Source organism: Shewanella cutis (genome assembly GCF_022410515.1).
In the GTDB taxonomy this organism is placed as follows: domain Bacteria; phylum Pseudomonadota; class Gammaproteobacteria; order Enterobacterales; family Shewanellaceae; genus Shewanella; species Shewanella cutis.
Window position 1 is genome coordinate 46,190 of record NZ_JACSDI010000022.1, and the last position, 26,902, is coordinate 73,091.

Consider the following 26,902-nt stretch of genomic DNA (forward strand, 5'->3'; position numbering starts at 1 on the left):
GAGATTAGATTTTCTCGAAGAAGAAAGGCTTGCGCTGTTGTTTGCTGCCATTGAGTTGGTTCATCGACTCAGCGTCGAATAACTTACCATTGACCATGGTGTAAGTGACTTTATCTGTGACGCGAATATCCGCTAATGGGTCGCCATCGATAACGATCAAGTCTGCAAGCTTACCTGGCTTAATCGAGCCAAGTTGATGCTCTAAGCCGAAGGTGGTGGCAGGGTTGATGGTCGCCGTTTTCAGTACATCCATATTGCTCATGCCACCCTGGGCAAACATCCACATTTCCCAATGTGCGGCTAAACCTTCACGCTGACCATGGGCGCCAATATTTGGGTGAATGCCTAATTTATTAAACTCATTCGCCACTTTAGCAACGTTAAAATGGTTGTAGTGGCTGTCTGGTGCATGGGGGCGACGCATTGAGCGAGCCTGCAAAATATCGCTTGGTACATACATAGACAGGCGTGGATGTGCCCACACATCGGTTTTATCGTACCAGTAATTCTCACCCGAAATACCACCGTAGGCGACGACTAAGGTTGGCGTATAACCGACCTTAGTTTGACTCCAGAACTGTTTAATATCGTTATAAATACTTGCCACAGGTAAGGAATGTTCTACGGTTGTATGACCATCGGCAACCATGGTCAGGTTATGTTGTAGTAAGCTGCCACCCTCTGGCACGACCATCATTTCGAGTTCGCGAGCTGCAGCGATAACCTGTTGTCTTTGATTACGACGGGGTTGGTTGTAGCTCTTCACACTAAAGGCACCGACTTTTTTGAGCCGCTCTAAATGGAATTTTGCATCATCAATAGAGTCGATGTGTGAGGTGTATCCTGGCGCGTTTGCGCCGTAGAGAATAGTTCCTGTGGAGAAAATTCGCGGGCCCACGATGTTGCCAGCCTTTTGTTGCTCTGAAGCGGCAAATATTTCAGTCGTATCGTTAGATGGATCATGAATCGTAGTCACGCCTAAGGATAAACCAGAATAGAGCGTCCAGTTTTGTTGCGGCACGATTTCATCATCGGCTTGAGCGCCATGGGCATGGGCGTCAAACAAACCAGGCATAATGGATTTGCCGCTTATATCGATGACTTGTGCATCCTTTGGAATTACCGTATTTGCATCGCCAACGGCAACAATATGATTGTCTTTAACGATCACCACACCCTTATCGATGACTTGGTCATTTTCCATAGTGATCACTTTGCCGCCGATAAAGGCGACTGTTCCACGTGGAACATCGGCCTTTTCGGTAAAGCCTAAGTTGATAATGCTTGGCTTAGCTTGCGCGTCCTTTTTGAGAAACTGGGAATCAACATTGGCTTGGTAGAGTTCTGGGCCAAGGGTCCAATAGAGTTGATTACTCTTGCTATTCCAACTGATGCTTTCGCCGGCTCGTACACTTAACTGAGTGACGGGAAGATTGCTGGCATTAGGGCCGATTTCAACGGTTTCGCCATGTTTAGCAAAGGGCGTCACCCACACTTTAAAACGCTCTGCAAAGGCAAGTTGTTCACCGTCGGGTGAGACTCTAAATTCGGTTGCATGCTTACTGCTGTAGTGAACGCGCTTATCAAAACCGTCTAAGTTGATTGAAGCTAGCTGTGGCGTATCATCATATCCACTATTCATAAAAAAGATGCGATCAGCTGAAGCACCAAATTGAGCTTGGTAACCCTCAGTGGTGATTTTTGTATTTTGTTTGGTTTTTAATTCAACCTTGTAGAGACCTAGCTCCTGCGACCAAGTGCGAGGCGTGAGGTTTCCACCTTGAGCTTTACGATACACCACAAGTTCGCCATTAGGAGAAAAGGTGGGCTCAAGGTATTTTCCGGGTTCTGTGGTAAGTTGTTTCGCCTTGCCACCTCTAGCGCTGATCACTTGTACCGCGCCTTGATCTTGGTCATTCCAAGTGGTGAAGACGATGTTTTTGCCATCACGCGACCATTGGGGATAAAGTTCTCCAATATCGTTACCTAACTCGGTTAAGCGTGACATCTTGCCATCGGGAAGCGTCTTCAACCAGATTTTACCCAATGCTTCGAAGGCGACTTTACTGCCATCGGGGGAGACTTGTGCCATTCGCAGCATTTTTACATCGAATACATCTTTATCAATATCTTGTTTAAAGCGTACTGAAGGCTGAACGTCTAACTGGGTTTTGACACTGAAGGGAATGTTAGTGACAGTCTTATTGGCAACGTTGAGGCGGTTAATTTTGCCTTTAGCCCAGAAGAAGATATCTTTGTTGTCTTGAGTCCAAGCCATGCTTGGATAGACGCCGTGGATTGCCCAGGTTTCTTGCATATCACGGTCTAAATCGCCAAACAACTTAGTTGATTCTCCGGATTTTAAATCAAGCAAATATAATGATGATTGGAAATCATCACGCTTAATATAGGCCAGTTTGGTGCCATCAGGGCTTGGGGTTGGGCGAATAGCACCGCCAGTCCCTTCAATCAGAATTTCGATATCACCTGTTTTGGTATCGTAACGTTTGATTTTATAGATACCGTTTATTGAGTCTTTGGAATAATGGAAGGTTTTTCCTGGGGTGTCGTCTTGACTGAAATAGATATAGCGGCCATCGGGTGAATATGATGGCTCACCTAAATCCTTTTCATCGTTAGGGCGTTCGGTGAGTTTAACACCTTCGCCACCGGCTACATGGTAGAGCCAGACTTCGCCAGCCCCTAAACTACGACTGGCGGTAAAATGTTTACGACCAATTAAATATTGGGAATCAGGGCTCCAAGCTGGGCTGTTGAGTAAGCGAAAGGTTTCAGTCGTAACTGTGCGTGGATTGCTGCCGTCGGCATCCATAATCCAAATATTGTCGCCACCATCCGCATCTGAGGTGAAGGCGATGTGTTTACCATCAGGACTATATACCGGCTGCATTTGCCAGGCGATCCCTTGGGCTAATGGCTTAGCTTCGCCACCAGTGACGGGGATTTGATAAATATCCCCTAGTAAATCAAAGACTAAATACTGGCCATCAGGGCTTACGCTGAGGTTCATCCAAGTGCCTTCACTAACATCAATTTTGACTTTTTCTAGCGGCGCATTAGTGGGGGCGTTTACATCCCAGCTTGGTTTTTGCGCTTCATCCGCGTGAGCTATGAGGGGATTTAGGCTCAGTATCAGTGCGATATAAAGCGGGGTCAGTGTAGGTCTAAACATACTATATCCTGTTATCGTTATTTTAGGGTGTAGTTGTTATCAAATAAGATAAACATTTGTAAATGCTGTGTAGGTTATCGCACAAATATCCCGTAAGGAAAACGGAAATACTGTTTCAATTAATGACCGAGGAAGGCTGCTAGATGATTGGCGTAGGGGCAATGGGAGAGTAATAGGATTACTCTCCGAGGTGAAGTTGATTAGTCGCGAGTTACTGGATCACCGAGATGGATCATTGCGTCATTGAGGACGCGGCAGGTTACGCCGCCACGCCAATCTGGAGTGAGGGCTAATTCTAATCCTGGGTGCGCCATTTCCATCTTACTGCATGGATCGGTTTCGCCGGTAATTTCTAAGCTTAAATCACCGATGCGCAATTGTTTGCCCACATCAGCAGGACTAAAACTTAATCCATCTACTAATAGATTGGCGCGGCGAATCGTCCAGACTAAATCCGCATTTATGCTTTGACAGGCTGCTTGCCACTGCTGCACTGAAAGAACGGTCACTTGTCGTTTGCCTGGGCGACCAAATACATCCTTTTCAACACCGCTGTGCTGAGTGACATTAGCACACAACACTTCTTTCATTGGGCCACGTTTTACGGTTTTGTAGGCAATAGCAACTAGTTTCGGCATTTCTGATGTCCTTATCCTAATGTCGATGTTGGGACTTAGAGTCCCTTTTTAATCAAATATTGATAGGGTGTTTGGTTGGTTTCACTGGCGATCAGTGTGTGATCCATAAACTCACAAAAACTGGGAATATCACGGGTAGTCGCAGGATCATCTGCAATAATGAGCAAGGTTTCACCCTGCGCCATTTGTCTTACCGTTTTACGCACCATCATAACCGGCTCAGGACAACGTAAGCCAAGAGCATCCAGTTTGTGTTGTGCGGTTGAGAAAACGTCGTTCATATGACCTCGACTGAACGGTTAAACAGAATTGGCTAATGTTACTCCAGTGGTTTGGATAAACCAAGTTGGTGGTCTGATTTTGTGATGGAACGGGTAATTGGTTTTATTCCGTTTTATTTATCGAATAATGAGAATATGTTTCACGTGGAACAAATTATTTTACGACGATAATTTTTAAAGCTACATAAAATAAAAAGCCGGAACTGAGTCCGGCTTTTTAGAGTGATATTGATATTTAGGTGTGATTAGACTCGTTCGAAAACAGTTGCAATACCTTGTCCTAAACCGATACACATGGTTGCCAAGCCTAAGGTTGCATCTTTGTGTTCCATTAAGTTAATCAGTGTTGTTGAGATGCGTGCGCCTGAACAACCCAATGGGTGGCCAAGCGCAATGGCGCCACCGTTCAGGTTGATCTTGTCATCTACAACGTCCATCAGACCAAGGTCTTTAACGCATGGTAGAGACTGAGCAGCAAACGCTTCGTTCAGTTCGATAACATCTAAATCATTGATTGTGATGCCAGCGCGAGCAAGAGCTTTTTGGGTTGCTGGAACTGGACCATAACCCATGATGGCGGCATCGCAACCAGCAACGGCCATTGAGCGAATGCGTGCGCGGATAGGTAAGCCTAAGGCGCGAGCCTTTGACTCTTCCATGATCAACATGGCTGAGGCGCCGTCAGACAAGGCTGATGAAGTCCCCGCTGTCACTGTACCGTTTGCTGGGTCGAATACTGGGCGCAGTGCCGCTAACGATTCCATGGTCGTTTCTGGGCGGATAACCTCGTCGTGTAGCACTTTGATCAGTGCGCCAGTGGCATCATGGCCTTCAATGCCATAGATTTCTTTCGCAAAGCGACCCTCAACGGTGGCTGCGTAAGCGCGTTGGTGTGAACGCACTGCAAAGGCATCCTGCTGCTCACGGGTAATGCCGTGAAGCTTGCCGAGCATTTCTGCGGTTAAGCCCATCATACCTGAGGCTTTAGCAACGTTATTAGCTAAACCTGGATGGAAATCCACACCGTGGTTCATCGGCACGTGACCCATGTGTTCAACACCACCGATGATAAAGGTGTCACCCATGCCGGTCATAATGGCACGTGCTGCTTGGTGGATGGCTTCCATAGATGAACCACATAAGCGGTTTACCGTTACTGCGCCAGCCGTTTTCGGGATACCCGCGAGCAATGATGCGTTACGGGCAATGTTGAAGCCTTGCTCTAGGGTTTGCTGCACACAGCCCCAAATCACGTCTTCAATGGTGTTGGGGTCTAATTGCGGGTTACGCAGTAATAGACCTTTCATTAATTCGGCAGACAGTGTTTCTGCACGCACATTACGGAACACCCCAGCCTTTGAACGGCCCATAGGAGTACGAATGCAATCTACGATAACAGCTTGTTTCATAATTAAATTCCTTTCCCGCTAATTAGGCTTGGTAGTAGCTACCGTTTTTGGCTGCAAGGGCACGCATGGCGTCGGTGACTTGATATAAACCACCTAAGTGCGCATATTTGTCAGCTAGGGCGACAAAGCTGGCTACGCCCATGGTGTCTAAGTAACGGAACACACCACCACGGAATGGTGGGAAGCCTAAACCGTAGACTAAGCCCATATCCGCTTCGGCAGGTGATGCCACAATGCCTTCTTCTAAACAGCGCACGGTTTCGATAATCATTGGGATCATAGTGCGGGCAATGATTTCATCCGCATCGAATGCTTTTTGCTCACCAAAGGCGGCCTTCAGCAGCTCATAGCTGGTTGGGTCGACATCTTTCTTTGGCTTGCCGCGGCTATCCACAGAGTAAGCGTAGAAGCCTTTGCCATTCTTCTGACCGAGACGTTTGTTTTCGAACATCACGTCAATCGCGTCATTGCCAGATTTGCCCATACGATCGGGGAAACCTTCAGCCATTACTGCTTGCGCGTGGTGACCAGTGTCTAAGCCGACAACGTCTAGCAGATAAGCGGGGCCCATTGGCCAGCCGAATTGTTTTTCCATCACTTTATCGATAGCGGCAAAGTCGCCACCTTCGGCTAGCAGGCCGTTAAAGCCGGCAAAGTAAGGGAAGAGGACGCGGTTAACGAAGAAACCCGGGCAATCGTTAACAACGATTGGGGTTTTACCCATTTTGCTGGCGTAAGCAACAACTGATGCGATGGTTTCTTCCGAGCTGTGCTCGCCACGGATTACTTCAACCAATGGCATTTTGTGCACTGGGTTGAAGAAGTGCATACCGCAGAAACGCTCTGGCTTCTTCATGCTCTTCGCGAGTAAGTTGATTGAAATCGTTGAAGTGTTAGAAGCGATGATGGCATCTTCACTGACATATTGTTCTACTTCCGCTAGTACTTGTGCCTTCACTTTTGGATGCTCAACCACAGCTTCAACAACCACGTCAGCATGTTTCACTGGGGCATAGTCTAATGCTGGGGTGATGTTGTTCAGCACTTTAGCCATTTTTTCTGGGGTAGAGCGGCCACGGGCAACTTGCGCAGATAACAGTTTTGCGGCTTCGCCTAAACCTAAATCTAATGCAGGTTGAGCGATATCCTTCATCACGATTGGCGTGCCTTTGCTGGCGCTTTGGTAAGCGATACCGCCACCCATAATGCCTGCACCTAATACGGCTGCGCTTTTCACATCTTTAGCGAGTTTGCCCGCTTTCTTAGCTTTGCCTTTAACGAATTGATCATTAAGGAATATACCGATTAGTGCTTTTGCTACATCGGTTTTCGCTAACTTGATGAAAGCTTGATGTTCAATTTGTAGTGCTTCAGCGCGGCCTTTGGTTGCCGCTTGCTCAACTACATTTACCGCAGCCATTGGTGCAGGATAATGTTTGCCAGCGACAGAGAAAACCATGCCTTTAGCTGTAGTAAAAGACATCATGGCTTCGAGTTTAGGCAGTGTCAGTGGCGATAATTTGCGTTGACGGCGAGCTTGCCAATCCAGTTTTTCAGCAACCGCGTCTTTCAGCATTTGAATGGCGGCAGCTTCTAAAGCCTCTGGCGCAACAACGGCGTCAACCGCGCCTACTTTTAAGGCATCTTCTGGACGTTGATCTTTACCCGTGGTGATCCACTCAAGGGCGTTATCCGCACCAATCACACGTGGTAAACGTACTGTGCCACCAAAGCCAGGGATAATACCTAGTTTGGTTTCAGGTAAGCCGATTTTTGCCGTGGTGTCAGCAATACGGAAATCTGTTGCTAAAATGGTTTCACAACCGCCGCCTAAGGCAAAACCTTTAATGGCTGAAGCAGTTGGGAAAGGTAAATCTTCGAGTTTATTGAATACGGCGTTGGCCTGTTCAACCCAAGAGAGCAGTACAGCATCATCTTGTGCGAATAAGCCTAAAAATTCAGTAATGTCAGCGCCGACGATAAAGGTATCTTTACCTGAGGTGAGCACTAATGCCTGAATGTTTGCTTGTTGTTTGATGCTGTCTAATGCGGCATCGAGTGAGGAGAGTGTTTCTCTATCGAATTTGTTCACCGAACCGGGTGCGTTAAAGCACAGCTTGGCAATATTATCCTCGAGTAACTCAACCTGAATTGTAGGACTTTGGTAGATCATTGCTTGCTTCCTTTTGGCTTAAAAGTGATACCCACCATTATTTTTTGGTGTTAGTACGACTCTCTATCTCACAGCAGCTTCGGCCATCATTTGACCAGTTGTGTGCCAGTGTGCTTCTAAATTCGATAAATTACAACACCCAATTTAAACGACTGTTTAATTTCTTGTCGGCTAGAGTGAATTTTCAGCTTTGTGATACACTGCACAAAGTGTAGAAGTGCCAGATTACGCTAATAAGTATCTGATGGGTATTTGTACTTTAGCGGTATTGCTCGCTGGCTAAATGGATAATTTTATTTTTAGAATTAAAAACATAGGCTTAAATCGAGAATTTGCTAACCTTTGTGAAATGAGGCCGTTAGCAAAGGAAAGCGCTAAGCCTATGCGGTTAGACGGATTTGAAGTTTTTATTAACTATCGTTCATTACAGGATATGGCACATGGAACACTTGGCTCATCACTATCATGCCCACATCGCCGAGCTTAATCGTCGAGTCGCTGAAATTGTATCGCGTGAAGTACTATCAGGTTTAGTGATCCACTCGGGTCAGCCACATAGAATGTTTTTGGATGACATTAATTATCCCTTTAAAGCCAATCCCCATTTCAAAGCGTGGTTACCTGTGTTGGATAACCCAAACTGCTGGTTGGTCGTCAATGGTCGCGATAAGCCGCAATTGATCTTTTATCGCCCAGTGGATTTTTGGCATAAGGTGTCTGATGTACCGGATATGTTTTGGACCGAGCATTTTGAGATCAAGTTGCTCACTAAGGCTGATAAGGTTGCCGAGCTATTGCCTAGCGATATCGCTAACTGGGCATATTTGGGGGAGCATTTAGATGTAGCTGAGGTGCTGGGTTTTACCAGCCGTAATCCAGATTCGGTGATGAGTTATTTGCATTTTCACCGTACCACTAAAACCGAATATGAACTCGAATGTATGCGTCGTGCCAACCAGATTGCGGTGCAAGGGCATTTAGCGGCTAAAAATGCCTTCTATAACGGTGCGAGCGAGTTTGAAATTCAGCAGCAGTATTTATCAGCCGTGGGACAGGGCGAGAATGAAGTGCCCTATGGCAATATTATTGCCCTAAATCAAAATGCGGCGATTTTGCATTACACGGCGCTTGAGCATCAAAACCCGGCGCGCCGTTTATCTTTTTTAATCGACGCGGGTGCCAGTTATTTTGGCTATGCGTCGGATATCACTCGTACCTATGCGTTTGAGAAGAATCGTTTCGATGAATTGATCACTGCTATGAACAAAGTACAGCTTGAGCTGATTGATATGATGCGCCCCGGAGTGCGTTATCCCGATTTACATTTAGCGACCCATGGTAAAGTGGCGCAAATGCTGTTGGACTTTGAGTTAGCCACGGGCGATGCCCAAGGCTTAGTCGACCAGGGTATTACCAGCGCCTTCTTCCCCCACGGACTTGGCCATATGTTAGGCTTGCAAGTGCATGATGTGGGTGGCTTTGCCTTTGATGAGCGTGGTACCCATATTCCAGCACCAGAGGCGCATCCATTTTTGCGCTGCACCCGTATTTTGGCGCCAAACCAAGTGCTAACCATGGAGCCAGGGTTGTACATTATCGACACCTTACTCAATGAGCTAAAACAAGATAGCCGCGGTCGGCAGATCAATTGGAACACCGTTGATGAGCTGCGACCCTTCGGTGGCATTCGTATCGAAGACAATGTGATTGTGCATCAGGATAGAAATGAAAATATGACCCGTGAATTGGGCTTAGCGTGATTTTAGGGAGAGCGAGTGCTCGAAAGTTATTTGATCCCGAGTGAAAATGTGCAGATAGAAGAAGAGATAAAGCACAGCCGCTTTATCTCTTTTTTGTTTCATTGCACTAGTTTAGAACAATTGAAGTTAGTACTTACTGACATCAAGCGAGATTATCCCGGCGCGAGCCATTACTGCTATGCTTTTATCGCTGGCAAGCCAAACGACAGCATCTCAATTGGTTCAAGTGACGATGGTGAGCCTGCGGGGAGTGCCGGTCGTCCCATGTTAGCTGTATTGCAAGGCGTAAATATAGGCGAGATTGGTGCCGTAGTGGTGCGTTACTATGGTGGCACTAAACTGGGCGTTGGGGGCTTAGTGCGTGCCTATACCTCTGGATTACGCCAAGGCTTGGCGCAATTACCGACGCGAGTGAAACAATTACGTTATCCAGCAAAACTGCATTGTGATTACACTCAATTAAGGGATGTTGAGCACCTACTGCAGCAGTTAGAGGCGGTGATCATCGATAAGCAATTTGCCGAAGCCGTTGATATCCATTTTGAAATAGGCAAACAACAGCAGAGCATATTGAACGAATCATTGGCGACCTTGAGTCAGGGGAGCCTGCAAGCAGAGTTTGAACTGTGATGCTTGCGTAAATTATGCAAAAATGCAGTCAATACTGAAAATACCTTTGCAGCCAATGGAATAATTGAATACGAGTAATGCAATACAAAACCATAATAAGAATCATAGGCCTGCTAATCGGCCTGTTCTCGATCACAATGCTGCCGCCAGCGTTAATCGCCATTTGGTATAACGATGGTGGCGGCGCAGCGTTTATTCAGGCCTTTTTTGTCAGTTTATTTATTGGTTTTTGGCTCTGGTATCCTAACCGTCGCTGCAAAGAAGAGTTGCGCACCCGTGAGGGCTTCTTAATCGTCGTGCTGTTCTGGACAGTACTTGGCTCCATCGGTGCCTTACCCTTTATCTTCTCAAGCCAACCCGATCTCAGCTGGACCGATAGTTTTTTTGAATCTTTTTCCGCGCTAACCACCACTGGGGCTACAGTCATTGTGGGGCTGGACTCCTTGCCTAAGGCGATTTTATTTTATCGACATTTACTGCAATGGCTTGGTGGTATGGGAATTATCGTACTTGCAGTGGCGATTTTACCTGTACTGGGCATTGGGGGAATGCAGCTTTATCGCGCTGAAATCCCCGGGCCAGTGAAGGATAGTAAGATGACACCTAGGATTGCCGAAACGGCCAAGGCGTTATGGTACATCTATCTATTACTAACTATTGCTTGTGCGGGCGCTTATTGGTTGGCGGGGATGAGTGTATTCGATGCTGTGTGTCACTCGTTTTCGACCATCGCTATCGGTGGCTTCTCAACCCATGATGCCAGTATGGGCTACTTTAACAGCCCAGAAATCAATCTGATTTGCGTGTTCTTTTTGATTGTTTCGGCGGTAAACTTTAGTGTGCACTTTGCGGCATTTTCGCGCCGAGGGATCAATTTTCGAGTCTATTTTAAAGATACTGAGTTTAAGATACTGGTGGCGATTCAGTTGGTGCTAACGGCGATTTGCTTCTTAACCCTTTATAACTCAGGGGTTTATGACTCACCAGAGGAAACATTAGACCACGCCTTATTTCAAGCGGTTTCAATTGCGACGACCGCAGGCTTTGGTACTGACAGCTTCAATATGTGGCCGTTATTCCTACCTATGTTATTAATCTTCTCGAGTTTTATCGGTGGTTGTGGTGGTTCTACTGCGGGTGGGATCAAGGTAATCCGAGTTATTCTCCTACTATTGCAAGGCTCACGCGAACTTAAACGCCTCGTTCACCCTAAGGCGATGTTCTCTATTCGTATCGGCTCTAAGGCGTTGCCTGACCGGGTTGTCGATGCGGTTTGGGGATTTTTCTCCGCCTACGCCTTAGTATTCGTGCTGTGTATGTTGGCTTTGATGGCCATGGGGCTAGATGATATTACCGCCTTTAGTGCCACGGCGGCCTGCTTAAATAACCTCGGCCCAGGTCTTGGGGAAGTGGCGAGTAACTATGCCAGTATTGGCGATGGTGCTAAATGGGTGCTGGTGGTGGCCATGTTATTTGGTCGCCTCGAAGTCTTTACCTTGTTGATTTTGTTCACGCCAACTTTCTGGAGGGATTAATATGCAGACATTAATAATCTATTCGACTATCGATGGCCAAACATTGGAAATTTGCCGTAAAATCAAAATACTTGCCGAACAAATGGGTGAGCAGGTTTCTCTAGTCACCTTAGAACAGGCCGAGGTCTTAAACCTTGCTGATTTTGATAAAGTATTGATTGGTGCAAGCATTCGATATGGCAAACATAGGCCCGAGCTTTACCAATTTGTGAATCGTAACCACGCGGTGCTAGATACTAAAATCAATGGCTTTTTTACTGTGAATGTGGTGGCTCGTAAGCCGTTAAAGAACTCACCAGAAACCAATCCATACATGCAAAAGTTCCTCAAATTATCTCTGTGGCAGCCACAGCAATTGGCGGTGTTTGCGGGTAAGATTGATTACCCTAAATACGGTTTATTCGACCGCACTATGATTCGTTTTATCATGTGGATGACAAAGGGGCCGACCGATTTGAAGGGTACTTTTGAGTTTACTGACTGGGGTAAAGTCGAGGCCTTTGGTGCGCACTTTAGTAAGCTGTAAAACGATAAAGCCCTAGTAGATACTAGGGCTTTATCGTTACTGCATGACACGATTTATACGGCGCAGTAACGGCTGTGTAGAATCGAAATCACTTGGGTAACTTGTTCATTCTTAAGCTTGTAATACACAATCTGCGAACTCTTACGGGTATCGACTAAGTCTTCGGCACGTAATACTGCTAAGTGTTGTGATAGTGCCGACTGACTTAAAGGCACAGTCGAATTCAGCTCGGTCACGCTCAGCTCTTTATCAAGCAATAGACAAAGAATCATTAAGCGATAAGGATTCGCTATGGCTTTTAGCCATTTAGCCGCACTTTCCGCATTAGTTACCATTGCATTTACATCTATATCATTTTGCATAAGGTCACTCACTTTATCGCTTTTTGATTAGATAATTCTAATTGAAGATGTTTCTATACGCAATCATACTGCTCGGCAATACAGATCTCAATTTTTGCATTTAAGAATATGAGACAACGCTGATTTGTGATCCTATCAGGGGTTTATTCAACAGATGATTGCCACAATGGTGACATACTTTTACTGAACGAGAACACCCCATGACACGCATTCTGGTGCTTTATTTTACCCGAGGAGGCCATACGGCTAAGATTGCCAATGCAATAGCGGAGCAATTAACCCTGCGTGGCGCAAAGGTTGACTTAGTCGATATAAATAGTGAGGCGGCGACCAGAATTAACTGGCCCGATTATCAGCTGGTGGCGTTAGGGGCTTGTGTGCTCTATGGCACCTACGATAAGAGTGTATTCCAATTTATTAAGCAACATGCGCCAGCCTTAAGTGCGTTGCCAAACAGTTTCTTCTGCGTCAATGTGGTGGCGCGTAACCCTGAGAAACGCATTCCTGAGAACAACAAATACCTGCAAAAATTCATTGCTTTATCACCTTGGACTCCTGCCGATTTGAAGATTATTGCTGGTAAAGTCGACTATCCATCTTGGCCTTGGTACGACAGGTTAATGATCCAGTTAATTATGAAAATCACCAAAGGGCCAACGGATCCTAAGGCGGTGATCGATTATACCGACTGGGAAGATGTGAAAGTCTATGCCGACCATCTGCTAACCTTGGTCGAAGTTGCTGAACCCGCCTAATAAAAATGCGCTCATTGAGCGCATTTTTGCTTTCTAACTTGTTAGTACTTCCAAAAACTCGGATGAAACAGCACGGCCACGGTTAAAATTTCTAAGCGGCCAAGTAACATCCCCAAAGAGAGTGCCCACTTAGCCAAATCGGGCAGGGTGGAGAAGTTACCTACAGGGCCAATAATCGGCCCAAGCCCTGGCCCCACGTTGGACACGGCGGTAATTGCACCAGTAAAGCTGGTTATTGGGTCTAGACCCGTTAGTACCAGAATCACAGATAACCCAACGATTACGAACATATATAACAGCACAAAGGTAATCAGTGAGCGCACAATATCTTCAGTGATCAGGCGGTTGTTATAGCGTTCCCTAAAAATGCCATTGGGATGCAATTGCTGTTTTAATTGTTCGCGCATAATCGCGCCCGCAATTTGAAAACGGAAGATTTTAATCCCGCCAGAAGTAGAACCCGAACAGCTACCTACAAACATTAAGAACAGAAAGGCAATGTTGGCAAAGGCGCCCCAAGCGCCATAGTCTGTTAAACCATATCCAGTTGTCGTGACCACGGATACAACGTTAAAGCTGGATAAGCGTAGCGCATCAATGAGGGCGATATCACGGGTTTGCCACAACCAAAAGCCAATAGAGCAAGAAACAAACGTGAGGAAAAATAAGAAGCCTTTGACTTGCGCATCGTTCCACACTTTTACATCACGCTGGTGGATCATCTGCACAAACATCAGCAGTGGCAAACCACCTGCTGCCATAAAGACAACACCAACCCAGTGGGCAGAATTCGAAAACGCCGCCATCGAGCTATCAGAAGTCGAGTAGCCACCGGTCGAGAGAGTTGTCATCGCGTGGTTGATGGCTTGGAACCACGTCATGCCAGCAAGATGGTAGGCAACACTGCAAATGATCGTTAGCAATATATAAATAAAAAATAGATGCTTGGCCATGCTTTGCGTGCGAGGAACCGCCTTATCACTCCAGTCCGATGACTCAGTACGGAACAGCCGCATACCACCGACGTTTAAGAAGGGCAAAATGGCTACCGCCATCACGATAAAACCTATGCCGCCAAGCCATTGTAATAAGGATCGCCAGAGCAAGATGCTGTGATCCATGGTATCAAGCCCTGAGAGTACGGTAGAGCCTGTGGTGGTAATGCCCGACATGGTCTCGAAAAACGCATCGGTATAACCAATACCGTGGTATAGCGTAAAAGGCATGGCCGCAAACAGGCTCACGATCAACCAAGTGAGACTGGTGAGCAGAAACATGTCGCGAATATTGAGGTTTATGCTTTTGCTTTGGCCGTTATGCAAACAGAGGCTAGCGCAAATTCCCGTCGCTAAAGCCGATAACATGAAAGAGCCTGCGGTTTCCTCGCCGTTGAACGCGGCAAGCAATAGGGGCGCTAACATAAAGGCTGTTAACATCGACAGAAACAGCCCCAAAATAAACAATAAGGGTCTAAAATTCAGCATAAGATGGTGACTTAGAAGAAGAAAGCGCTTGGTTGGAAAAGTTTCTCGACTTCGCCGACAAACTTTTTGTTCACGAGAAACAAAATAACGTGATCCCCTTGTTCTATTACCGTTTTATCATGAGCCATTAGCACTTCTTCATTGCGTACAATCGCACCAATCGTGGTTCCCGGTGGCAGCTTAATATCGCCAATGGCTTTGCCTACTACCTTCGAGGTGTTCGAATCACCGTGGGCAATCGCTTCAATGGCCTCTGCGGCACCGCGGCGTAACGAATACACGTTACAGATATCGCCTTGGCGAATATGGGTTAGCAAGGCTGATATCGTGGCCTGTTGCGGTGAAATGGCGATATCGATATTAGCTTCTTGCACAATATCAACATAGGCTTCGCGCTGGATCAGCACCATTACTTTTTTCGCCCCCATGCGCTTGGCTAACAGGGCGGACATGATGTTGGCTTCATCGTCGTTGGTCACGGCAATAAACACGTCTGTTTGGTCGATATGTTCTTCGAGTAGCAACTCCTGATCGGATGCATCACCACAAAATACCGTGGTGTTTGCAAGCTGTTCAGAGAGCGCTTCTGCGCGTTCAAACTTATGTTCAATCAGTTTGACTGAATGAGTGCGCTCGAGGCGTTTAGCCAGCCCGAGTCCGATGTTGCCGCCACCAGCAATCATGATATTGCGGTAGGAGTTATCGAGCTTTTGCATTTCACTCATCACCGCGCGGATATGGCGGCTGTCGGCGACGAAAAACACTTCATCATCAGCTTCGATAATGGTTGTGCCGCGGGGCATGATTGGGCGACCTTGGCGGAAAATGGCAGCTACCCGGGTATCAATATTCGGCATATGTTCACGTAGTGCGGCCAAGGCATTACCGACCAGTGGGCCACCGTAATAGGCGCGTACCGCAACTAGGCTCAATCGTCCTTCGGCAAATTCAAGCACTTGTAGAGCGCCGGGGTATTCGACCAAACGTTCAATGTAAGCGGTTACTAACTGTTCAGGTGCTATCAGCTCGTCAATAACAAAGCCACCGCGGGGGCGACCATCACTATTTTTGGTTTCACTGTCGATAAATAATTTATCGCGCATGGCCAAATAGGGTTCAGAGCGGATACGGGCGATTTTGGTTGGGGTACCAAATAGGCTATAGGCCATTTGGCAGGCGACCATGTTGCATTCATCGCTGTTGGTTACCGCAATCAGCATATCTGCATCTTCGGCCCCTGCCTCTTTGAGTACATTGGGGTGGGCGCCATGGCCGGCCACAACGCGAAGGTCATATTTATCCTGCAGGGCGCGCAATCTGGATTTGTCACTGTCGACTATGGTGATATCGTTGTTTTCACCCACCAAATTTTCGGCCAAGGTTCCCCCAACTTGACCTGCACCTAATATGATAATTTTCATGGCCTTGCTTACTTCCTAATGGGTCGCTTTCAATAAACGGGCGTAATAAAACCCATCCATGTTGTGTTGTCCTGGCGTGATTTGCCAACCTATATCTTGGCTTGAGGCCTGTTGGACGAGTGTATCTAGTTTAGCATCTGCGGTTCTGGCTAAAAATGCACTAATTTGGTCTCGATTTTCCTGCGGCAAAATGGAGCAAGTCGCATACAGAAGTGTGCCACCGGGTTTGAGCCACTTCCAGCAGTGATCCAAAATTTGTCTTTGTAGCTCAGCCAGCTCTTCTATGTCATGGTTTTTACGTAACCATTTGATATCGGGATGACGGCGGATTACTCCCGTCGCCGAGCAAGGTGCGTCGAGTAAGATACGATCAAATTGTTCGCCCTGCCACCATGAGTCGATATTGGCCGCATCGCCATGAATAACTTCCGCTTTTAATGACAAACGGTCAAGATTCTGTTGCACACGTTCGAGGCGTTTAGCATCGAAATCGACGGCAACGAGCTTAATACTGGGTTCAAGTTCCAGCAAATGGCAACTTTTACCACCGGGCGCTGCGCAGGCATCGAGAACCAGTTCGTTGGCTTGGGGGGCAAGTAGGGTTGCTGCCCATTGGGCTGCACCATCTTGTACTGAGGCCGCACCTTCAAGGAAGTGCGGCAATGTTGCAACGTCTTTGGGGGCGGTAAGCAGGATTGCATCATCACTCAAGCCCGCGCTGGCTTCTATTTCAAGCTCACTCAGGGCGGTAAGGTATTCGTCGCGACTTTGGGAGAGGCGGTTGTTGCGCAGCCACATGGGGGGACGTTCATGACTTTGCTGGATAATCTCTTGCCAGTTGTCTGGGTAAGCGGCTTTTAAGCGTTTAATAAACCAACCCGGCGTGTTGTAGCTTAAGGTCTCTGACTCAGTGCTTAGCGGTGTTAATTGGCGCTGAATATTACGCAGCACACCATTGACCACTTTGACCATGCCTTCAAACTTTAACTGACGGCAGGCTTCTGCGGTTTCGGATATGGCCGCGTGGCTCGGAATGCGGGTGAAGTAAAGTTGATAACAGCCAACAATTAATAGCTGGTGGATGATCCTTTGCTTACCTTTCAGCGGTTTGGCTAAACACTCCGCAACCCGTTTTTCTATCTGCGGCAAGGTGCGCATCACGCCATAGCAGAGCTCAGCCAGCAGGGCCTTATCTTTGCCGCTGGCAAGGTGTTTTTGCTGTTCTGGCAGGGCAACAGAAAGGGATACGCCTTTTTCTAATACATCGAAGATGGCTTTAGCTGCCAGTGCACGCAAGTTCATGATTATTGCGCCTCGTTGTTTAGGCGAGTGTTAGGGGTAAACCATTCACCGCGGGCATTGAGTATGTCGGCTACGCTGAGCGGTTTCTTTCCGGGTAATTGCATGCTGAGCAGGGTCAACACGCCATCGCCAGTGGCAACATCAATGCCTTTTTTGCTGGCGCTGATAATTGTGCCGGGTGCAGCAGTGCTGCTGGTTGTGCTGACTTGGGTCTGCCACACCTTAATAGTATTGCCTTGGTGCTCAAAATAGCTCACCGGCCATGGATTGAAGGCGCGCACTTCTTGCCACAATTGAGTGGCGGATTTTGTCCAGTCAAGCCTTGCTTCTTCTTTACTGAGTTTTTCGGCGTAGTTGGCTAAGGTTTCATCTTGTTTTTCAGCCGCTAAGGTGCCGTTGGCTAAACCTTCGAGTGCTTGCAGTAGCGCGTCTGGCCCTTGCAGAGCTAACTTCTCGTATAGGCTAGCTGAAGTATCCTCATCTTCAATCGGCAAGTAGGTTTTCAGCAGCATATCGCCGGTATCTAGGCCGACATCCATCTGCATGATCGTCACGCCCGTTTCTTTATCGCCCGCCCACAGCGCGCGTTGAATAGGCGCCGCACCGCGCCAGCGTGGCAGAATAGAACCGTGAACATTGATACAGCCTAAACGCGGGGTATCGAGCACCACTTTGGGCAGAATTAAGCCGTAGGCGACCACCACCATAATATCGGCATTAAGGGCGGCAAGTGCTTGCTGCGCGGGTTCTTTACGCAGAGAGCCTGGCTGATATACCGGAATGTCATGGCTGACTGCGAGCTCTTTGACTGGGCTGGCGGTGAGTTTTTTACCTCGCCCAGCGGGTCTATCCGGCTGAGTGTAAACCGCTATGACATTATGGTGTGAGTCAATCAGCGCCTGTAAATGGCGAGCGGCAAAATCTGGTGTTCCGGCGAAGATGATGTTGAGTGGTTTCAAATCTGATCCTAGTACTTATTTGGCGTCTTGTTTGGCGGCTTTTTCAAGTTTCTGTTTGATCCGTTGACGCTTCAATGGCGACAGGTAATCGACAAACAATTTACCTTTCAGGTGATCCATTTCATGCTGAATACAAATAGCAAAAAGCTCATCGGCTTCAACGGTGAATTCATTACCGTGTCTATCCAGTGCCTTGACGGTAACAAACTCGGCGCGGTCGACTTTGGCATAAATGCCAGGAACAGACAGGCAGCCTTCTTCGTTACAGAAATCACCGCTACTGGCGATAATTTCGGGATTGATAAAGACTTTAGGACGCTCGACCTCGTCTTGTAAATCCATGACGATCAGTTGTTTATGATAGTCGACCTGGGTCGCGGCCAGACCAATCCCTTTTTCTTGGTACATGGTCTCGAACATATCATCAATTTGCGTTTGCAACTCAGCAGTAAACTCTGTGATAGGGGTTGCTTGAGTTCGCAATCTTTCATCGGGAAAGCGTAAAACTTTTAATAGTGCCATACTTAAACTCTTAACAAGTCTGTCAAATCTCTATCAGTTGGTTATACTGACTGAGGCTAATGGGTTAATTTTAATCTTTAGTGCCTATCAATAACAGTAAAAGCTCGATTTAAGAGCTAAACAACATGGACCGCACCATGAAACGGCTAATTTTACTTGCGTTAATGACCTTTAATAGCACATTGGTTTTTGCTGATACTCTCACGTTGAAAGCCGGGCATCCAGAGTCATATGTGGTAAAGAAAGGCGATACCCTGTGGGATATTTCGACAACCTTTCTAAATGATCCGTGGAAGTGGCCACGTTTATGGGATGTGAATCCCCAAATAGCCAACCCTCATTTGATTTATCCCGGCGATCAGCTCACCTTAGTGTTTATTGATGGTCAACCCAGATTAGTGCGTAATGGTGCCAGTGCCAGCGAAGCTAAACCCCATATTCGAAAATCACCAGAAGGACGTGTTATCGCTAAAAGCAATGCGATACCAGCAGTTGATCTAGCACTCATTCAAAACTATCTCGTTCAAAACCGTGTTGTTGATGCCGATTGGCTTATTCAGCAACCTATGGTGCTTGCGGGTGAAAGCCCTTCGCGTCACCATGTGGTTGGCGATGTGATTTATATTGATAGCGAACTGCCTTTGCACCAAAAGCTGGGTATGTATGAACGTGGCCGAGAATTCTTTAATAAAGAAACGGGCGAGGCTCTCGGACAAGAGGCGATTTTGGCATCGACTGGACAGGTGATTGAATCTGGCAAAGTATCAAAGGTGAAGCTTCTCAGCAATTTCCGTGAGACCAAAGCGGGTTTTAGGGTGCTGCCGATGGAAGATGAGGCGTTAATGTCGGCCTATTTTACGCCAAAACCTGCAGAACTTAAGACGCCTGCTAGCGTATTAGCGATTGAGTCAAAAATGCGTGAAGCGGGTAAACTCAATGTCGTTTATCTCGATAAAGGTACACAGGATGGTGTAAAACCAGGAGAGGTGTTCTCCATTTATCGTAATGGTGAAGAAATCGTGATCAATAACGATGGCCAACCGGTTCCTGCTATCGAACGTACTGCCTATGATAATGTGGTGGCGTCGCTTTCATCCGATCGCTCACTCAAAATGCCCGATGTTTATAATGGTAAATTATTAGTATTCAAAGTGTTTGATAAAGCGAGTCTTGGTTTGATTGTATCGACGGAGCGTTCTGTGCGTGTCGATGACAAATTAATTGCCCCCGACATACTAGCCTTTAGAGGTCAATAATTTCAGAACATTTGGTCGACTGGTTAATTGTTAGTGCGGTATCTGGGCTCGGACCCGCTCGGACACAACAATTATTAACACACATGGATGTGGACGACCTTAGGCAAAGGTTGGAGCATGAGAGACACTCGCTCCCTTTGTCTGATAATCTGCTCCACAGCTTAGTTATTGATTATCAAAAAGTAGATACCGCCTTGGAATGGCAACAACAGGCGGCACATCATCATTTAGTCTGTTTTTCCGATCCGCTTTATCCTCCGCTGCTAAAACAATTAACCGATCCACCCTGCGTTTTGTTTGTTAAGGGCTGCGTCGAGGCACTAGCGATTCCATCTCTTGCTGTTGTTGGCAGCCGTAATGCGTCTCCCGGTGGATTGCAGGTGGCTTATCAGTTGGCGAGAGAGATGGCTGCCCTCGGATTTAGTATTTGCAGTGGCATGGCGATGGGGATTGACGGTGCTGCACATAAAGCCTGTGTTGATCATGCTGGAAGGACGCTTGCTGTATTGGGGACGGGTATTGATATCATTTATCCGCGCCGACATCAGCAGCTTTATGAGGATATTCAGCGCCAAGGCTGTATAATAAGCGAGTTTTGGCCGGATGTGGGGCCTTTTGCGGGCAATTTCCCGAAACGAAATCGCATTATTAGCGGTCTTTCTTTAGGGACGTTAGTCGTTGAAGCCTGTCGCAAAAGTGGTTCGCTCATCACCGCAAGATTGGCCATGGAGCAGGGGCGTGAAGTTTTTGCTGTGCCGGGCTCCATCCTTGGTGGCTTTCACCAAGGCTGCCATGATTTATTACGTGACGGGGCAAAACTTGTGGAAAGTGCGGCCGATATAGTTGAAGAGCTGGTAAGTTTGACTGCGTTTCATCTTGAAGAAGTCAACTCTTGCCACCATATACAGCAGGGTGAGATTTGTGATTTGCCATTTTCATCGCTGTTAGCTAGTGTTGGTTATGAAACGACAGCAATTGATGCTGTAGTCGAACATAGTGGGAAAACGATAGATCTGGTGTTAGAACAAATGCTTGAACTTGAGTTGCAAGGTTGGGTTGTTGCAGTACCCGGTGGTTACGTCAGAGTAAAGAGGAGCTAGCCATGTTTGATATCCTCATGTATCTATTTGAAAACTATGTTCACAGTGAAGTTGAACTATTAGTTGATGAAGACGAGTTAACCAAGGAACTCACTCGGGCTGGTTTTCATCAGTCGGAGATTTTGAAAGCCTTAACTTGGTTGGAGCGTCTGGCAGAGCTGCAGGAAGGGGATAAGCCTTACCTGTGCAATCATGATCAGCATTCATTTCGGATTTACACCAAAGACGAAATGGAAAAGCTGGATGTGGAGTGCCGTGGATTCCTGCTATTTTTAGAACAAGTTAAAGTGCTGAATGTCGAAACCCGTGAGATGGTGATTGATCGAGTCATGGAGCTAGATGAACCCGCTTTGATCCTCGAAGATCTTAAGTGGGTTATTTTGATGGTGCTCTTTAATGCGCCTGGCCATGAGTCTGCCTATGAGCAAATGGAAGATTTAATTTTTGAGCAGCCTGAAGAAGGTCGGCTTCATTCTTAAGCGTTGCGATGTGATGAATAATGAGAAAGGAGGCTAGCCCTCCTTTTTTGATGCCATAAGCTTGTTAATACCTGTGTGGTGAGTTATCTGCGGATTAGCTGCAATGACTGGTGATAAATGATGATGTCTAAGATCGATGAACAACTATTTAGTGCCCATGAGCACGCACTGGAAAAAGAATACGAGTTGTGCCCAGAGTGTGGTAGCGAGTTATCGGTAAAACACAGTAAGCACGGCAGTTTTATTGGTTGTAATAATTATCCAAACTGCGCATATACCCGTCCTTTAGTGCAGCATGAATCGATTGAAACCCAGGTGATTGAAGGTTCTAAATGCCCTGAGTGCGGTCACGAGTTGGCGGTAAAATCGGGGCGTTTTGGTATCTTTATTGGCTGTACTCAATATCCCAGTTGTACCCACATCGAAAGGCCGGATCAGGAAAGTGACAAACCTCTGGTGGCCTGTCCAGAATGCAAAACGGGTAAGCTTGAGCATCGTACCAGTCGTTTTGGTAAGAGTTTTTATGCCTGTAGTGCCTATCCAAAATGCAAATTCATTGTGAATTATCCTCCTGTCGCCGAAACCTGCCCAAGTTGCGGTTTTGGGATTTTAGTCGAGCGTAAAGGAGCCGCGGGGATGCGTGTAGAGTGCCCGCAAAAAAGCTGTAAATACAAACGAGCGCTTTAGTGTGATCGACCTCTAAAAATTTGGCCACTTAAACACCCTTAGGTATAATCCCCGTTCGACCACGGATGGGGTGGCCAAAATCCAAAAATGCCAAATTGTATTTGTAGAAATCGATTAAATTCATAAGGTGATATTAAGATGTTGCAACTGCACCCATCTGACATTAAAGACGTAGTGTTAAACGGTGGAGTTATCGCTTATCCCACCGAAGCCGTTTATGGTTTAGGCTGCGATCCTGATAACGATACCGCCATCCAAAAATTACTCGCGGTAAAGCAACGTCCTTGGCAAAAAGGACTTATCTTAGTGGCGAGTGAGTTTTCGCAGTTATTAGCCTATGTCGATGAATCACAGCTGACCGATGAGCAGCTCAAATTCGCTTTCTCCAAATGGCCAGGGCCTTTTACCTTTGTCATGCCGATTAAACCGCATGTCTCGCGTTATTTGTGTGGTGAGTTTGATTCGATAGCCGTGCGCGTCTCTGCCCATGAAGGGGTGCGAGCGTTATGCCAAGCCTTAGGTAAACCACTGGTCTCGACCAGTGCCAATTTAGCCGGTGAAGATCCCGCGCTCATCGGCGCTGAAATTCTCAATGTCTTTGAAGGCAAAATTGATGCCTTGGTGCTGGGTCAATTAGGTGAGCAACGTCAACCCTCCACCATTATTGATGCCCGCAGCGGCAAGATTTTACGCAATGGGCAGTAACTAATTAATAAAAATAAGGATAATAGCGATGAGCTTGCCTGATGCGACAGTAGTAAAAGCATTCTTACTCGATCTACAACATCGAATTTGTGCGGGTCTAGAGCAGTTGGATGGGCAAGCAAGTTTTGCTGCCGATTCATGGACGCGCACCGAGGGTGGTGGTGGCACCAGTCGTGTCTTAACTCAAGGTGCGGTATTCGAGCAAGCCGGGGTGAACTTTTCCCATGTAACAGGTGCGGCCATGCCCGCATCGGCAACCGCTCATCGCCCAGAATTGGCGGGTCGTAGTTTTGAGGCCATGGGCGTCTCTTTAGTGATTCATCCTAAAAATCCTTATATTCCGACCACCCATGCCAACGTGCGCTTTTTTATTGCCCATAAAGACGGCGCTGATCCTGTATGGTGGTTTGGCGGTGGCTTCGACTTAACGCCTTATTATCCTTTTGAAGAAGATGTGCGCGAGTGGCATCAAAGTGCTAAAAATCTGTGCCAGCCTTTTGGTGACGATGTTTACCCTAAATATAAAAAATGGTGTGATGAGTATTTCTTTTTGCCACATCGTAATGAAACCCGTGGCGTGGGCGGATTGTTTTTCGATGACTTGAATCAAGCAGGCTTCGATAACAGTTTTGATTTTATGCAGGCAGTAGGGAATGGCTTCTTAACCGCTTATGCGCCGATTGTTGAGCGCCGTAAGGATACTGACTATGGCGAGCGTGAGCGTGAGTTCCAGTTATATCGTCGCGGCCGTTATGTTGAGTTCAATCTGGTATACGACAGAGGTACCTTGTTTGGCCTGCAAACGGGTGGTCGCACTGAATCAATCTTGATGTCAATGCCGCCATTAGTGCGTTGGCAGTATGCCTTTACGCCTGCGGCGGGTAGTCCTGAGGCAGATCTTTACGATAACTACCTCAAACCTCGCGACTGGGTGTAGTCGGTTAATCAATAACGGAACCTTGAGCGTTATTGATTACGCATATGATCAGCCAGAGTGGAAATCGCCTCATAGATAGCGGCGCGGTGCTCTGGCTTTTTTATATGTTTTTCAATGGCAAACTTCATGCAAAATAGCCATTGATCCCGCATTGTCTCATCTACTGCGAAGGGCATATGGCGAGCGCGCAATGCGGGATGACCATACTTTTGCTGATATAACTGTGGACCACCTAGCCAGCCGCTTAAAAATTCATAGAGCTTCTGTTCCGACTCCGCAATCGGCGCACGGTGAATCGCAAATAAGGCTTGTGTTTCTGAGGAGCTTGCCATTTTTTGATAAAAACTATTGGCAATAGCACGGATCACCTTGTCGCCACCAATTAAATCATAGGCATTAGACTGATTCGGATCCCTATCATCCGGCGCGCTTGTGTGTTTACTAAAAATCTTTTTAAGCCAGTTCATAGGTCTAAGTACAATGCCATTTACAATATCGATGCGCGCATTATAACCCGAATGCTTCTGCTAAATAGAAGGCTAAAGTCAGGGACTGCTGTGCTACCGCCCAAAAGCACGCTAGACTGCAAGCAATTCACAGTCAATATAATCCCGCAGATGACAGATATGCCCTCAGTAACTACGCCAGTGCTTGATCGATATGCCGTGTTTGGTAATCCGATAGCTCACAGTAAATCGCCCTTTATCCATGGACAGTTTGCGTCCCTTATGCAGCAGCCTTTGACTTATGAGGCAATTCTGGCGCCCATTGATGGTTTTGAAGCGAATTTAAGAGCATTTTTTCAGGCGGGAGGAAAGGGCGCGAATGTGACTGTGCCCTTTAAAGAGCAAGCCTTTGCCCTCTGCGATAGTTTAAGTGCCGAAGCGACACTGGCGGGTGCGGTCAATACCCTAAGCTTGTTGGCAGATGGCACTATTTATGGTGATAACACCGATGGCCTAGGGCTGGTGGCCGATCTTGTTCGCCACCTCGGCAGTTTGCAGCATAAGCGGGTGCTCTTGGTGGGGGCTGGCGGCGCGGCGCGCGGCTGTATCTTGCCATTGCTTAAGGCTGAAGTCGGGCAATTGGTTATCACCAACCGAACCCAAAGTAAGGCACAAGCCTTAGTGGATATTTTTAGCCAAGTACAAGAAGGGCGCTACAGCGATAAACTCCAGGCTGTATCGATGCCAGAGTTGTCGGGGGAGTTCGATTTAGTGATTAACTCGACCTCAGCGAGTCTAGCGGGAGAGCTACCGCCACTGCCACAGTCCATCATAGGCAACAAAACGGCTTGCTACGATATGATGTATGGCGCTAAACCAACGGCATTTAATCAATGGGCTTTGCAACAGGGCGCAGCGCAAGTGATTGATGGACTGGGCATGCTTGTCGGTCAAGCGGCGAAGAGTTTTGTTCTCTGGCGTGGCGTCGAGCCAGATACCTCAGGAGTGCTTAAATTGCTCAGGGACAAACTGCAGGCCGACGCGCAATAGAGATTCAAGAGGAAGATAAGATGAATCAGAGTATTTTATTCCCCGATCTGCAGCATTGGGATGAAACCCAAAAGCACATTTGCTTTATTGCCCAGCAGCAGGGAATGAACATTAAGTGTTATATCAGCGCGCAGAAGTTGGCGCAGTTAAATGACTTTTCGCCTCAGCCCAATAGCGATGAAGCGGTTGCTATGTTAGCGCTATTTGATGCGGTGCGATTCGATGCGGAAGAAATGGCAGAAGCCTTAATTGAAGCAGAAGAGTTTGATGAGTTTGGCGCAGTACATCTTGGCTAAACCAAGGGACTCACTAAGAAAAGTGGCATACAAAGATTAAGTGAATGGCAGGTGTTGATGTTCTGCCCTTCACTTGTCGCTATATACAAATTAGTTCGGCTGAGGCTCTGCTAAGTATTCATTCTTTAAACGTACATAGTTATCCGCAGATTCGGGTAAAAACTTCAATTCAGCTTCTGTCAAAGGTCTCGCCTGTTTCGCGGGGCTTCCTACATATAAATAGCCACTTTCTAAAACTTTACCCGGCGGCACTAACGACCCGGCGCCCAAGATCACATCATCTTCTAAAATCGCACCGTCAAGAATAATCGCCCCCATCCCCACTAAAACACGATTACCAACCTTGCAGCCATGCAGCATTGCCTTATGTCCAATCGTCACATCATCACCAATAATCAGCGGGTGACCCTGAGGGCGAGAGGCCGACTTACGGGTCACGTGCAATATACTGCCATCTTGCACATTCGAGCGTTTACCAATTCGAATATGATTCACATCCCCACGAGCTGCAACCATGGGCCAAATGCTAGCGTCTGTATCTAACGCAATATCACCAACGAGCACTGAAGCAGCGTCAACATACACATTATCGCCGAGTTGTGGATGAATTCCTTGGTAAGTTCTGAGTGGCCCTGACATAAAAAAGTCCCTAATTGAGTGGTTTTTAGCATTATAAAGGCTAAAAACTGACAGGTCAGGTTAAATATCCAACGAACAGTGCAAAAAAGTCCATTATCTTAAAATTAAGGCTTGCACAAAAAGTTCAGCTGCCTATAATGCGCATCCACTGACACGGCAGACAGCGAAAGCTAACGCGGTTTCAGTGCGAATCGAATGCAAATTGCGCAGTTGATTCGCAAGCGCCAAGAAGTTTGCAAAAACGCCTTGACGCGACACGGGAAATGCGTAGAATACGCATCCCTGACCCGCTGGGCGGTAACGCGAAAGCTGAAGGTCAAATGCTCTTTAACAATCTAAACAAGAAATCTGTGTGGA

The 26,902-nt window shown here is 47.0% G+C and carries 26 protein-coding genes; 13 read left to right on the forward strand and 13 right to left on the reverse strand.

The genetic code is table 11. The features are described from left to right. Window positions 1-4 precede the first annotated feature (4 nt). The 5 genes from H9J30_RS18960 to fadB all read right to left on the reverse strand — a co-directional run bounded on the left by H9J30_RS18960 (window position 5) and on the right by fadB (window position 7,694). Window positions 5-3,193 (reverse strand): amidohydrolase family protein, encoded by a 3,189-nt coding sequence (locus H9J30_RS18960; protein WP_240132430.1) that lies wholly within the window; start codon window positions 3,191-3,193, stop codon window positions 5-7. Window positions 3,194-3,393: 200 nt separating this feature from the next. Next, window positions 3,394-3,831: an MOSC domain-containing protein gene (locus H9J30_RS18965; RefSeq protein ID WP_088586449.1), complete on the reverse strand. Its 438-nt coding sequence runs from the start codon at window positions 3,829-3,831 to the stop codon at window positions 3,394-3,396. A gap of 35 nt (window positions 3,832-3,866) precedes the next feature. Further along, window positions 3,867-4,112, reverse strand: coding sequence for a sulfurtransferase TusA (tusA, locus tag H9J30_RS18970; protein ID WP_023266036.1), 246 nt, complete (start codon window positions 4,110-4,112; stop codon window positions 3,867-3,869). Window positions 4,113-4,357: 245 nt separating this feature from the next. Beyond that, on the reverse strand, window positions 4,358-5,521 hold the full coding sequence (gene fadA / locus H9J30_RS18975; RefSeq protein ID WP_240132431.1) for an acetyl-CoA C-acyltransferase FadA: 1,164 nt from the start codon (window positions 5,519-5,521) through the stop codon (window positions 4,358-4,360). Window positions 5,522-5,543: 22 nt separating this feature from the next. After that, window positions 5,544-7,694 carry a fatty acid oxidation complex subunit alpha FadB gene (gene fadB / locus H9J30_RS18980; protein WP_240132432.1) on the reverse strand — a complete coding sequence of 717 codons (2,151 nt, stop codon included), beginning with the start codon at window positions 7,692-7,694 and terminating at the stop codon, window positions 5,544-5,546. A gap of 440 nt (window positions 7,695-8,134) precedes the next feature. Between fadB and pepQ the strand changes: the two genes are divergently transcribed. From pepQ to hemG (H9J30_RS19000), 4 genes are all read left to right on the forward strand, one after another. Next, window positions 8,135-9,454 (forward strand): Xaa-Pro dipeptidase, encoded by a 1,320-nt coding sequence (pepQ, locus tag H9J30_RS18985; protein ID WP_240132433.1) that lies wholly within the window; start codon window positions 8,135-8,137, stop codon window positions 9,452-9,454. A gap of 15 nt (window positions 9,455-9,469) precedes the next feature. Then, the gene (locus H9J30_RS18990) at window positions 9,470-10,084 is read left to right on the forward strand and encodes a YigZ family protein (protein ID WP_240132434.1); all 615 of its coding nucleotides are present in this window, start codon (window positions 9,470-9,472) and stop codon (window positions 10,082-10,084) included. A gap of 77 nt (window positions 10,085-10,161) precedes the next feature. Continuing rightward, entirely contained in the window at window positions 10,162-11,619 is a 1,458-nt protein-coding gene (locus H9J30_RS18995) for a TrkH family potassium uptake protein (RefSeq protein WP_240132435.1), read from the forward strand. A 1-nt stretch (window position 11,620) separates the two neighbouring features. Next, window positions 11,621-12,145: a menaquinone-dependent protoporphyrinogen IX dehydrogenase gene (hemG, locus tag H9J30_RS19000; RefSeq protein WP_240132436.1), complete on the forward strand. Its 525-nt coding sequence runs from the start codon at window positions 11,621-11,623 to the stop codon at window positions 12,143-12,145. A 53-nt stretch (window positions 12,146-12,198) separates the two neighbouring features. Here hemG (H9J30_RS19000) and H9J30_RS19005 read toward each other — a convergent pair whose 3' ends face one another. Beyond that, window positions 12,199-12,507: an ArsR/SmtB family transcription factor gene (locus H9J30_RS19005; protein ID WP_240132437.1), complete on the reverse strand. Its 309-nt coding sequence runs from the start codon at window positions 12,505-12,507 to the stop codon at window positions 12,199-12,201. Between the two features lie 200 nt (window positions 12,508-12,707). Here H9J30_RS19005 and hemG (H9J30_RS19010) point away from each other — a divergent pair, with 200 nt between their 5' ends. Beyond that, window positions 12,708-13,262, forward strand: a complete 555-nt coding sequence (hemG, locus tag H9J30_RS19010) for a menaquinone-dependent protoporphyrinogen IX dehydrogenase (RefSeq protein WP_240132438.1) — start codon at window positions 12,708-12,710, stop codon at window positions 13,260-13,262. 41 nt (window positions 13,263-13,303) lie between these two features. Here hemG (H9J30_RS19010) and H9J30_RS19015 read toward each other — a convergent pair whose 3' ends face one another. From H9J30_RS19015 to def, 5 genes are read right to left on the reverse strand one after another with little or no spacing between them, the layout of a single operon-like run. Continuing rightward, window positions 13,304-14,746, reverse strand: coding sequence for a TrkH family potassium uptake protein (locus tag H9J30_RS19015; protein WP_240132439.1), 1,443 nt, complete (start codon window positions 14,744-14,746; stop codon window positions 13,304-13,306). 11 nt (window positions 14,747-14,757) lie between these two features. Beyond that, window positions 14,758-16,167: a Trk system potassium transporter TrkA gene (gene trkA, locus H9J30_RS19020; protein ID WP_240132440.1), complete on the reverse strand. Its 1,410-nt coding sequence runs from the start codon at window positions 16,165-16,167 to the stop codon at window positions 14,758-14,760. A gap of 15 nt (window positions 16,168-16,182) precedes the next feature. Beyond that, complete coding sequence (gene rsmB / locus H9J30_RS19025) at window positions 16,183-17,469, reverse strand: 16S rRNA (cytosine(967)-C(5))-methyltransferase RsmB (protein WP_240132441.1); 1,287 nt, start codon at window positions 17,467-17,469, stop codon at window positions 16,183-16,185. 2 nt (window positions 17,470-17,471) lie between these two features. Further along, window positions 17,472-18,428 (reverse strand): methionyl-tRNA formyltransferase, encoded by a 957-nt coding sequence (gene fmt / locus H9J30_RS19030; protein WP_240132442.1) that lies wholly within the window; start codon window positions 18,426-18,428, stop codon window positions 17,472-17,474. A gap of 15 nt (window positions 18,429-18,443) precedes the next feature. After that, on the reverse strand, window positions 18,444-18,950 hold the full coding sequence (def, locus tag H9J30_RS19035) for a peptide deformylase (protein ID WP_240132443.1): 507 nt from the start codon (window positions 18,948-18,950) through the stop codon (window positions 18,444-18,446). Between the two features lie 125 nt (window positions 18,951-19,075). Between def and H9J30_RS19040 the strand changes: the two genes are divergently transcribed. From H9J30_RS19040 to hemF, 6 genes are all read left to right on the forward strand, one after another. Next, window positions 19,076-20,206 (forward strand): LysM peptidoglycan-binding domain-containing protein, encoded by a 1,131-nt coding sequence (locus H9J30_RS19040; RefSeq protein ID WP_240132444.1) that lies wholly within the window; start codon window positions 19,076-19,078, stop codon window positions 20,204-20,206. 137 nt (window positions 20,207-20,343) lie between these two features. After that, a complete protein-coding gene (dprA, locus tag H9J30_RS19045; RefSeq protein WP_486669444.1) occupies window positions 20,344-21,306 on the forward strand; it encodes a DNA-processing protein DprA in 963 nt (320 codons plus the stop codon). A 2-nt stretch (window positions 21,307-21,308) separates the two neighbouring features. Continuing rightward, on the forward strand, window positions 21,309-21,785 hold the full coding sequence (locus H9J30_RS19050; protein WP_011070451.1) for a DUF494 family protein: 477 nt from the start codon (window positions 21,309-21,311) through the stop codon (window positions 21,783-21,785). Between the two features lie 123 nt (window positions 21,786-21,908). Continuing rightward, the gene (locus H9J30_RS19055; RefSeq protein ID WP_240132452.1) at window positions 21,909-22,472 is read left to right on the forward strand and encodes a DNA topoisomerase family protein; all 564 of its coding nucleotides are present in this window, start codon (window positions 21,909-21,911) and stop codon (window positions 22,470-22,472) included. 138 nt (window positions 22,473-22,610) lie between these two features. Next, on the forward strand, window positions 22,611-23,177 hold the full coding sequence (tsaC, locus tag H9J30_RS19060; RefSeq protein ID WP_240132446.1) for an L-threonylcarbamoyladenylate synthase type 1 TsaC: 567 nt from the start codon (window positions 22,611-22,613) through the stop codon (window positions 23,175-23,177). A gap of 28 nt (window positions 23,178-23,205) precedes the next feature. Continuing rightward, window positions 23,206-24,114, forward strand: coding sequence for an oxygen-dependent coproporphyrinogen oxidase (hemF, locus tag H9J30_RS19065; protein WP_240132447.1), 909 nt, complete (start codon window positions 23,206-23,208; stop codon window positions 24,112-24,114). A 29-nt stretch (window positions 24,115-24,143) separates the two neighbouring features. On the opposite strand, the gene H9J30_RS19070 is transcribed toward hemF, so the two are convergent. Then, window positions 24,144-24,581, reverse strand: coding sequence for a group II truncated hemoglobin (locus tag H9J30_RS19070; RefSeq protein ID WP_240132448.1), 438 nt, complete (start codon window positions 24,579-24,581; stop codon window positions 24,144-24,146). Between the two features lie 150 nt (window positions 24,582-24,731). Here H9J30_RS19070 and aroE point away from each other — a divergent pair, with 150 nt between their 5' ends. Next, window positions 24,732-25,610, forward strand: a complete 879-nt coding sequence (gene aroE, locus H9J30_RS19075; RefSeq protein ID WP_240132449.1) for a shikimate dehydrogenase — start codon at window positions 24,732-24,734, stop codon at window positions 25,608-25,610. 20 nt (window positions 25,611-25,630) lie between these two features. Then, on the forward strand, window positions 25,631-25,906 hold the full coding sequence (locus tag H9J30_RS19080; RefSeq protein ID WP_240132450.1) for a DUF1488 family protein: 276 nt from the start codon (window positions 25,631-25,633) through the stop codon (window positions 25,904-25,906). A gap of 90 nt (window positions 25,907-25,996) precedes the next feature. Here H9J30_RS19080 and H9J30_RS19085 read toward each other — a convergent pair whose 3' ends face one another. After that, window positions 25,997-26,545 (reverse strand): gamma carbonic anhydrase family protein, encoded by a 549-nt coding sequence (locus H9J30_RS19085; RefSeq protein ID WP_240132451.1) that lies wholly within the window; start codon window positions 26,543-26,545, stop codon window positions 25,997-25,999. Window positions 26,546-26,902 lie beyond the last annotated feature (357 nt).